9 protein-coding genes and 1 pseudogene are annotated in these 8322 nt (G+C 71.4%); 7 read left to right on the forward strand and 3 right to left on the reverse strand.

Annotated elements, in window-relative coordinates; genetic code table 11:
- Nucleotides 1-35 precede the first annotated feature (35 nt).
- A complete protein-coding gene (locus ACZ4VL_RS21455; protein WP_468202179.1) occupies nt 36-1523 on the forward strand; it encodes an MFS transporter in 1488 nt (495 codons plus the stop codon).
- A gap of 849 nt (nt 1524-2372) precedes the next feature.
- The gene (locus ACZ4VL_RS21460) at nt 2373-2654 is read left to right on the forward strand and encodes a hypothetical protein (RefSeq protein ID WP_404236288.1); all 282 of its coding nucleotides are present in this window, start codon (nt 2373-2375) and stop codon (nt 2652-2654) included.
- 243 nt (nt 2655-2897) lie between these two features.
- Here the strand turns inward: ACZ4VL_RS21460 and ACZ4VL_RS21465 are convergent, their stop codons facing one another.
- The 3 genes from ACZ4VL_RS21465 to fabG all read right to left on the reverse strand — a co-directional run bounded on the left by ACZ4VL_RS21465 (nt 2898) and on the right by fabG (nt 4622).
- On the reverse strand, nt 2898-3131 hold the full coding sequence (locus ACZ4VL_RS21465) for a hypothetical protein (RefSeq protein WP_468202182.1): 234 nt from the start codon (nt 3129-3131) through the stop codon (nt 2898-2900).
- Nucleotides 3132-3138: 7 nt separating this feature from the next.
- Complete coding sequence (locus ACZ4VL_RS21470; protein WP_468202184.1) at nt 3139-3501, reverse strand: hypothetical protein; 363 nt, start codon at nt 3499-3501, stop codon at nt 3139-3141.
- A 329-nt stretch (nt 3502-3830) separates the two neighbouring features.
- Entirely contained in the window at nt 3831-4622 is a 792-nt protein-coding gene (fabG, locus tag ACZ4VL_RS21475) for a 3-oxoacyl-ACP reductase FabG (protein WP_468202186.1), read from the reverse strand.
- Nucleotides 4623-4725: 103 nt separating this feature from the next.
- Here fabG and ACZ4VL_RS21480 point away from each other — a divergent pair.
- The 5 genes and pseudogenes from ACZ4VL_RS21480 to ACZ4VL_RS21500 form a co-directional block, all read left to right on the forward strand.
- Nucleotides 4726-5925: pseudogene (locus tag ACZ4VL_RS21480) on the forward strand (HEAT repeat domain-containing protein); the annotation flags it as partial.
- Nucleotides 5926-6250: 325 nt separating this feature from the next.
- The gene (locus ACZ4VL_RS21485) at nt 6251-6778 is read left to right on the forward strand and encodes a CAP domain-containing protein (protein WP_468202189.1); all 528 of its coding nucleotides are present in this window, start codon (nt 6251-6253) and stop codon (nt 6776-6778) included.
- A 33-nt stretch (nt 6779-6811) separates the two neighbouring features.
- On the forward strand, nt 6812-7087 hold the full coding sequence (locus tag ACZ4VL_RS21490) for a hypothetical protein (protein ID WP_468202191.1): 276 nt from the start codon (nt 6812-6814) through the stop codon (nt 7085-7087).
- 77 nt (nt 7088-7164) lie between these two features.
- Complete coding sequence (locus ACZ4VL_RS21495; protein ID WP_468202193.1) at nt 7165-7443, forward strand: hypothetical protein; 279 nt, start codon at nt 7165-7167, stop codon at nt 7441-7443.
- A gap of 189 nt (nt 7444-7632) precedes the next feature.
- Nucleotides 7633-8172, forward strand: a complete 540-nt coding sequence (locus ACZ4VL_RS21500) for an EF-hand domain-containing protein (protein WP_468202195.1) — start codon at nt 7633-7635, stop codon at nt 8170-8172.
- Nucleotides 8173-8322: the final 150 nt, after the last annotated feature.

Genomic DNA, 8322 nt, shown 5'->3' on the forward strand with positions numbered 1-8322 from the left:
ACAGCGGACGATCAAGAAGGAGGGAACGGGGAACGATGACAGCCGACTCGTCACGCACCTCCGCGCCGACCATCACGGGCACCGTCACCACCGCCGTTCCGGCCCGCCTCGACCGCCTGCCATGGTCCCGGTGGCACTGGATGATCGTGATCGGCCTCGGCACCGTATGGATCCTCGACGGACTCGAGGTCACCATCGTCGGCAACGTCGCCGGCCGCCTCGCCGAGGAGGGCAGCGGCCTCGACATCACCTCCGCCCAGGTCACCGGCGTCGCCGCCGCCCTCTACGTGGCGGGTGCCTGCTCCGGGGCCCTGTTCTTCGGCCGGCTGACGGACCGCTACGGCCGCAAGAAGCTGTTCATGGTGACCCTGGCCGTCTATCTCGGCGCGACCGCGATGACCGCGCTGTCGTTCGAGTCCTGGTGGTTCTTCCTCTTCCGGTTCCTCACCGGCTTCGGCATCGGCGGCGAATACGCAGCCGTCAACTCGGCGATCGACGAGCTGATCCCGGCGCTCTACCGGGGCCGCGTCGACCTGGTCATCAACGGCAGCTACTGGCTGGGCGCGATCGGCGGAGCCCTGCTCTCCGTCGTGATGCTCGACACCGACCTCTTCCCGCAGGACCTCGGCTGGCGGCTCAGTTTCGCCCTCGGTGTCGTCCTCGGCCTGGTCATCCTGCTCGTCCGTCGGCACGTTCCCGAGAGCCCGCGCTGGCAGTTCATCCACGGTGAGAAGGAGCACGCCGAGGAACTGGTGGCGTCCGTGGAGCACCGGATCGAGCAGGAGAAGGGCGAAGCCCTTCCGCCGCCCGCCGGGGAGATCACCATCCAACAGCGCAGGAGCATCGGATTCGGTCTGATCGCCAGGACGGTCTTCGGCCGCTACCCGCGCCGCGCGATCCTCGGCCTGTCGCTCTTCATCGGCCAGGCGTTCCTCTACAACGCCGTCACCTTCGGCTTCGGTGCCATCCTCAGCACGTTCTTCGACGTGCCGACGGGCCACACCGGGTACTACTTCGCCGTCATCGCGGCGGGCAACTTCCTCGGACCGCTGCTGCTCGGCAAGCTGTTCGACACGCTCGGACGCCGCATCATGATCTCCTCCACGTACCTGCTGTCGGGCCTGCTCCTGTTCGGCACGGCATGGCTGTTCGAGCGGGGATCGCTCACGGCGACGACCGTGACGGCCTGCTGGTGCGTGGTGCTGTTCTTCGCGTCGGCGGGAGCCTCCAGCGCGTACCTGACCGTCTCCGAGGTCTTCCCCATGGAGACCCGCGCCATGGCCATCGCCTTCTTCTACGCCCTCGGTACCGCGGCCGGCGGCATCAGCGGCCCGCTGATCTTCGCCGACCTCACGGAGTCGGGCGTCGTCGCCGACACGGCACTCGCGTTCAGGATCGGCGCCGCCCTGATGTGTGCCGCAGGGCTCGTGGCGGTGTTCCTCGCGGTGAAGGCGGAACGCCGCTCGCTGGAGGACGTCGCGGAGCCGCTGTCGGTGGCGAAGCCGACCCCGACCAGGCCCTGACGTTCGCCGTGCTCGTTCTTCGCGGGTGTCGTCCGGGATGCCGTGCGGGTGGGGCGGGTCGCCTCCCCACGCGGGGGGTGTTCCGCAGTGACCGGGCGTACGCCGGCGCGGCATGCTGACCGGAACGACCACGGTCAGGTCCCGCCCCCCGTGGCAGCCCGGCCGGCGGCCGCTCACGCCGAAGGCCCTGGGGTTCCGGCAGCGGGGAATTCACCCAACGTCCAGGGGGCAGTGGCGCCGTCCTCCTCGCTGCTGTCGATGCTGCCGATCCGTGAATCCGGCGGAGGGCTGGCCGACACGGTCGATCAGGTGAGGCACCGACTGGCAGGTGCCCCGGGGGCGGAGCGGTGCGTCCGGCGGCCGAGTGGGGGACGGGACCCGCGCCGCCACGGTCGCGCTCACCAGCCGCGTTCACACCTGACGCTCCTCGCGCCGCCCGGTGCGTCGTGGTGTGCGCCGCCCTTCGCGCCTGGAACTGCTTTTCGTACCATCGCCCCGGTGGGTAGTCTGGTCAGATTATTCGTCCGCCGTAGTCCGAGGGGTATGTTTTCGGACGGCTTCAGTCGGGTCGGGCTGATCGACACCGCTCGGAACCGCCCTTTCTCTTTCGCAAAACGATCGAATATCGGATGCGGTCGGCATCATGGGTCCCAGCAGCCGCTGCTTGAGCCGGAGTTGCGTGGCCGAAGCGCGGTGGTCGGGCCTCAAAAATGGGTGATTCACTATCACGTGCCCGTGATCGCCTCAGATTTCCATTTGTTTTTCCGTCTTTTCGCAAGATCCCTCCGTAATCTCTTCATTGCACCGGAGGATGCACCTCCGGTGGTGACCTCTTCCTCTGGAGGAAAGATGAAGGGATCCCTGCGCACCCGTCTCGCGAGCGTCGCCGTCGGCGCCCTCGCCCTCGGTGGCATGTTCACCGTCACGGCCCCGGCCGCCCAGGCCGCGCCCAGCGACTGCACCACCTACCTGGCCGCCTTCGGCTTCTCCAGCACCGACATCAACCTCGCGTGCACGGTCGGCGGTTCCGGCCTGCCGGCGGACTCGGCCCTGTGCCGCCTGCTGCTGACGAGCGTCTCGGCGGTGCCTCCGGCACTGGCGCAGACGGCGTGCTCGCTCGCGAAGCTGTGACGCGCGACCGACTGACTGACTGACACCGGCCGGCTGTTCGCCAGGCAGCCGCATCAGGCGCCCCGGGAAGACGCCCGAAACGTCTTCCCGGGGCGTCGTTCCATGCTGCCCACCGGACCGCCCATCGCGCAACGGGCCCCCGCCGGCCGGGCCGTGCGCCGGACGTTCGCAACCACCGACGTCCGTGGCAGGAAGCGCCTCACGGGCCTTCCGTAGAAGGCGCATCCCTGTATCCGCGGAGGTTCAGCGGCAGTCCTCCGAACCGTGTGTGTCCGGACCGTCGGCCTGGCCTTCGCCGGACGACCCGGTGATGTCGGCACCCGTGCCGTCGCCTCGGGCAGCGACGTTCATGCCCTTCCCGTGGTGGGGGAGTGGGGCTCCTGTGAAGCGTTCCGTGATCCAGTTGCGGATGCGTTGGGTCATGTCGGTAGCGAGCGTGAGCGCGACCGCGCCCATCACGGGGAGCGCGAGATCCACGAGCCACTTAGGCAGCGTCATTTCGGGCAGCCCCCTTCACACAGATCCACGTGCTGCTGCCGGCGCAGACGAAGGCCCAGAAGAACAGCCAAGCAGATTGTTCCCCGACGACGGCCTTGACGGCGTTGGGACCGTCCGCACTGGAGGAAAGGAACAGGGCGAACACCAGGATGACGAGGTTGAGGAGGCAGAGCACGATGAGGCGGAAGGTGCCGCGCTTCCGCAGTTCGATCAGGGCCTGGATGATGGCCTGGATCGCGATGCCCGCGGACACGAGGTAGAGCTGGGCCCGGCTCATCATCTCCGTGAGCTCCGGTTGGACGTACCCGGCCGTCTGCCGCCCGGCGAGGAACTGGATGAGGGTGGGCATGAGCGCGAAAAGAACGGAACCGAGCATCCACCCGCCGAACTGGGTGAGCGCCTCCTTCCTGACCCGCCGTCGTAAGGCGGCGGACTCTTCCCCCGGGTCAGCCGGTGGGCCTGCCGGTCGTGGCTCCGTGGGCGGGTTCGCCGGAGAGGCTCCCTCCCCAGGTGTGGGAACCGTCGTGGTCATTCCTTGTGCTCCCGAACGTGCGCGGAACGGACGGCACAGTTCTACCCGGGCTGCCGCGCGCGGTCAGCGAGTTGAGGAATCCCGCGGGCGCTGCCGGACGTCCGACGCCTCGCACGCCCGGTCCGCGCGCCGGGACCGGGAGCCGGTCAGGAGACGGAGACGGCAAGGGCGTCCAGGGATTCGGGGAGCGTCTGCCCGCCGTCGACGATCAGGGTCTGCCCGGTGATGAACGAAGCCTCGTCGGAAGCGAGGAAGAGCACCGCGTGTGCGATGTCCGCGGTCTCGCCGAGCCGTCCCAGCGGGATGGACCCGGCCATCCGGCGCAGGTACTCCGGGCCGAGGCCGACCAGGCCCTCGGTACGGACGTTGCCGGGCAGCACGGCGTTGACGGTGATCCCGTGCGGTGCCAGCTCCAGCGCGGCCCCCCGCACGAACCCCAGCTGCCCCGCCTTGCTCGCCCCGTAGTGCGACCACCCCGCATATCCGGTGACCGGACCGGTGATCGAGGACGTGACCACCACCCGGCCGCGCCCGGCCCGCTCCATCGCCGGCAGACACGCCCGGACCGACAGGATGCAGCCCCGCAGGTTGACCTCCAGCACCTCGTCGACGTCCTGCGCGGTCAGTTCGGGCAGAGGACGCTCCGGGAAGATGCCGGCGTTGGCGCACAGCACGTCGATGCCGCCGTGCAGGCCCTCCGCCCGAGCGGCCATGGCCTCGATCTCCTCGGGCCGGCGCATGTCCACCCCCATCCCGGCGACCCGTCCGCCGGAGCGATCGGCGAGCTCGGCGGCGACCGTGCCCGCCACCCGCTCGTCCCGCCCGGTCAGCAACACCGAAGCACCCTGCTGGGCGAACGACTCGGCGATGCCCCGCCCGATTCCGCGTGTCCCGCCGGTCACCACCACAGACCGTCCCTGCCACGGTGTGCACGTCATTCCGCGTTCCGCCCTTTCCTCGCTCCGCCGCGGCCGGGAGCCCAGCCGGTGGCCGCGCCGCTGCCGCCTGCAGACGCCCGCCTGCCCGGCCCAACGACCGACTGCACCGCCAGGGTGTCGTCGTGTGCGGTGGACACGGCGGTGCGCGGAGGTGTCGTTCATCCGGGACTGCGCGGAGATGGCGGCCAGGGCCTCGCTGGCCCGGGAGGAGTCCCGCTGGGGCCTTTACCACGAGCGGCTCGACCACCCCGCGCGGGACGACGAGGGCTGGCTGCACCATCTGGACCTGCGCAGATCGCCGTCGTCCGGGGCGATGGAGTTCACGGCCCGACGGGTGGAGCCGTACCTGGTCCCGGTCCCGGAGTTCACCCCCACGGGCGGCCCGTCCCGTCCCCTGGGCGAGGCCCCCCTGATCCCCGTGGCCACGGAGGGCCGCCGCGAAGCCGCCCCGCTCGCGGCGACCGCGCCGCCCGCGGCCGCAGGCCCGGAGGAGGCCGGGGCCGGGGGCGCGGAGGCGGCCGGAGGCCCGGGCGTCGCCTCGGCGCGGCTGCTGGCGCTGCTCGCCCTCGCCGAGGAGGGGCCGTCCCTCGCGGTGCTGGAGCCGTACCTCGCCGACCCCGACCCGGCGGTACGGACCGCCGCGGTCGCCGTCCTCACCGAGACCGCCCCGGCCGGGGCGGGTCCGGTCCTCGCCGCCCGGCTGGCCGATCCGGCGTCCGCGGTACGGGCGGCAGCCGCGGCCTCGCTGCGGGAGCTGGTCGAGGTGCTGGAGCCCGCGCCGGAGCTGGGGGACGCCCTGCGCGCGGTGCTCGCGGTGGCGGACCCGGTGGTGCGCGCTCTGGTCTCCGTGGACGCCGTCGCCGAACTGGCCCGGGCCGCGCAGGACGGTGCCCGCGAGGTCCGGGTGGCCGTGGCGAAGGGCCTGGCCGCCGTCCGCGCACCCCGCCCGGAGACGCTGGGGCCGCTGCTGGCCGACCCGGACCCACTGGTGCGGGGCGCGGCGTTGGCCGCACTGGCCACCACCGGCTGCCCGGCCCCGTACGCCGCCGCCGCGGTGGCTGCCCTGGCCGACCCGGCCTGGCAGGTCCGGGTGGGCGCGGCTGCGGGCCTGCGCGCCGCCGACCCGGCGGTAGCCGTACCAGCCCTGGCGGCGACCCTCGGCGACCCCGACGCGGACGTCCGCAAGGCCGCCGTCCTGTCCCTGCTGCCCCACGGCGCCACGACCCCGCCGGCCCGGGAAGCCCTGGCGACGGCCACCACCGACCCGGACGCCGATGTGCGCGCGTACGCCTCGCGCACGTGACCCCCGCTGGCGCCGGCCGCACCGACCGCGGTCAGGGTCAGGGGCGTTGTGCCGGTCCGGCAACCGCCACGGCCGAGCCCGGACGGCCGGTGGCGGCGCCCCGGACGGCTGGTGGCGGCGCCACCGTGGGCCGGTTCGCCGACTCGTCGGCGGGTGCGCGAGGCCGTACGGTGGAAGGAGCAGGAGGCGCGTGCCTCCGCATCTCGTTGCGGCGGTGTCCGTCTCGTCACAGGCCGCGACCACACCCCTGCCACCACCCGCGGGTATCGCCGCGGGTCAGGGCGCCGTGGGCGGCCCTCACCCCTGGCGAAGGGGGAGTTTTCCAATGCGTAGCAAGAACAAGCGGATCCGGCGCGTGTGCGCCGCCTGTGCCGCCCCGCTCCTCGTCCTCGGCGGCGCCGTCACCGCGAGTGCTGTCGTCCCGGGTACCCCTGCCGTGGCGCCGGCATCCGCCGTGAGTACGGTGCAGCAGTCCTCGCCGGGCGAGATCCTTTCCCTGGTCAATGCCGAACGGGCCAAGGCCGGTTGCGAGCCGCTGAAGGAGAACGCGAAGCTGATGCAGGCCGCCCAGGCCCACGCCGATGACATGGCCAAGAACAACCTCAGTGGCCACGACGGCTCGGACGGGTCCACCTACCTGGCGCGGATGGAAAAGGCGGGATACTCGCCCAACGGTCCGTCCTCGGAGAACGTCTCCGGGCCCGGCTACGACTCCTCCAAGGCCCACGTGGACGGTTGGATGGCCAGCAACCGAGGCCACAAGGCCGCGATTTTGAACTGCCAGTACAAGGAGACCGGCATCGGTACGAACGGTCAGTACGCCGTCCAGCTCTTCGCCGTTTCTTCCCGTTAGCCGCACGGCGACCATCGAAGGCTGGTGCAACCCATGCGCACGTCGACCCGTATCGCCGGTGTCCTCGCCGGCCTGACCCTGGCGCTGGGCGGTACGGCCGCCCTGGCCGCCCCCTTCGCCGTCGCGGACATCCCCGGCTGCATCAATCAGGTCGAGCGCGAGCTGCAGGGTGGTGAGGCCCCCGACTCCGTCCGGATGGCCTGCTACGTCGGTCTGACCGGTGACCACGCGCAATGCGTGGCCGGTCTGACCCAGGCCGGTGTCACCGCGGCGACCGCGGCGAGCGCCTGCCGCGCGGCGCCCCAGTAGGACCTGCGTCCCTGCGCGTTCCCCCTCCGTTGCCGCGCAGTCCCGCACGGCACGTCTCCTGAAAGCAGGTAAGTCCGATGCGCACGCCGACGCGTATCGCCGGTGTCCTGGCCGGCTTGACCCTGGCCCTGGGCGGCACGGCCGCCCTCGTGGCCCCGACCGCTCACGCGGACATCCCCGCTTGCACGCAGATGGCCACGCAGGCGGGTGCCGAGATGACGGACTCCGTCACGGCGGCATGTACCCGAGGCGTGAGCGGGGACGTGCAGGGATGCGTCTCCGGGTTGACCCAGGCGGGCGTCCCCGGCGGCGCCGCGAACGGCGCCTGCCGGATGGCCGCCCACGAACCGCGATAGGCCGCTGCGGGGCCAGGACCGGGAGTTCTCATCGGGCGATCGGGCCTGCAACGGGATGACTTCTCCGCTCCTGTCACCCGGAATGGTCAGGCATCCCCTCCCTTCCACGCGCGTGGGCCGGGACCTGTGGTTTCCTGAGCCGCCCCGCAAAGTAGCGGGGCAACCACGTGGAGTGAAGGGGATGCTGTCGTGAGCGTTCTGGACATCAAGTTGGACCGGTCGTTCGACGTCTTCGACTCGGACCGCGACGGGCGGCTCGACAAGGCGGACGTCATCGGACTCTCGGACAGGCTCGCCGAGTCGCTCGGCGTCACCCCCGAAGTCGTGGCCGGACTCCGGGACTCGCTGGCGGACCTCTGGGACACCGTCTTCCAGAAGATGGACAAGAACACCGACGGCGGGGTCGACCGGCAGGAGTTCCGGGCCGCCTTCCGGGCGCGGATCGTCAGTGACCAGAACAGGATCTGGGAGCGGATCAGGAACATGAGCAACGCCTGGACGGCGCTCGGCGACCGTGACGGCGACGGAATGCTGAGCCGCGAGGAGTACACCTCGCTGCTCCACGGCATGTTCCGCCTGCCCCGCGAGACCTTTGACGAGGCGTTCCACCACCTGGACGTCGACGGTGACGGCCAGCTGAGCCGTGACGAGATCAGCTCCGCGATGAAGGAGTACTACACGAGCGAGCACCACGCGGCCCGCGGGAACCAGTTCTTCGGCCGTCTCTGAGAGTCGTCCGAGGGGGCCGGGGGGGGGGGGGGGGGGGAAGGACCGCCCCCCCCCCCCCCCCCCCCCCCCCCCCCCCACAACAAAAAAAAAAAGAACAAGCAAACACCCCCCGCAACCCCCCCCCCCCCCGCCCGACCCCCCCCTCCCCCC

It is taken from the genome of Streptomyces sp. NPDC029014 (assembly GCF_055564695.1).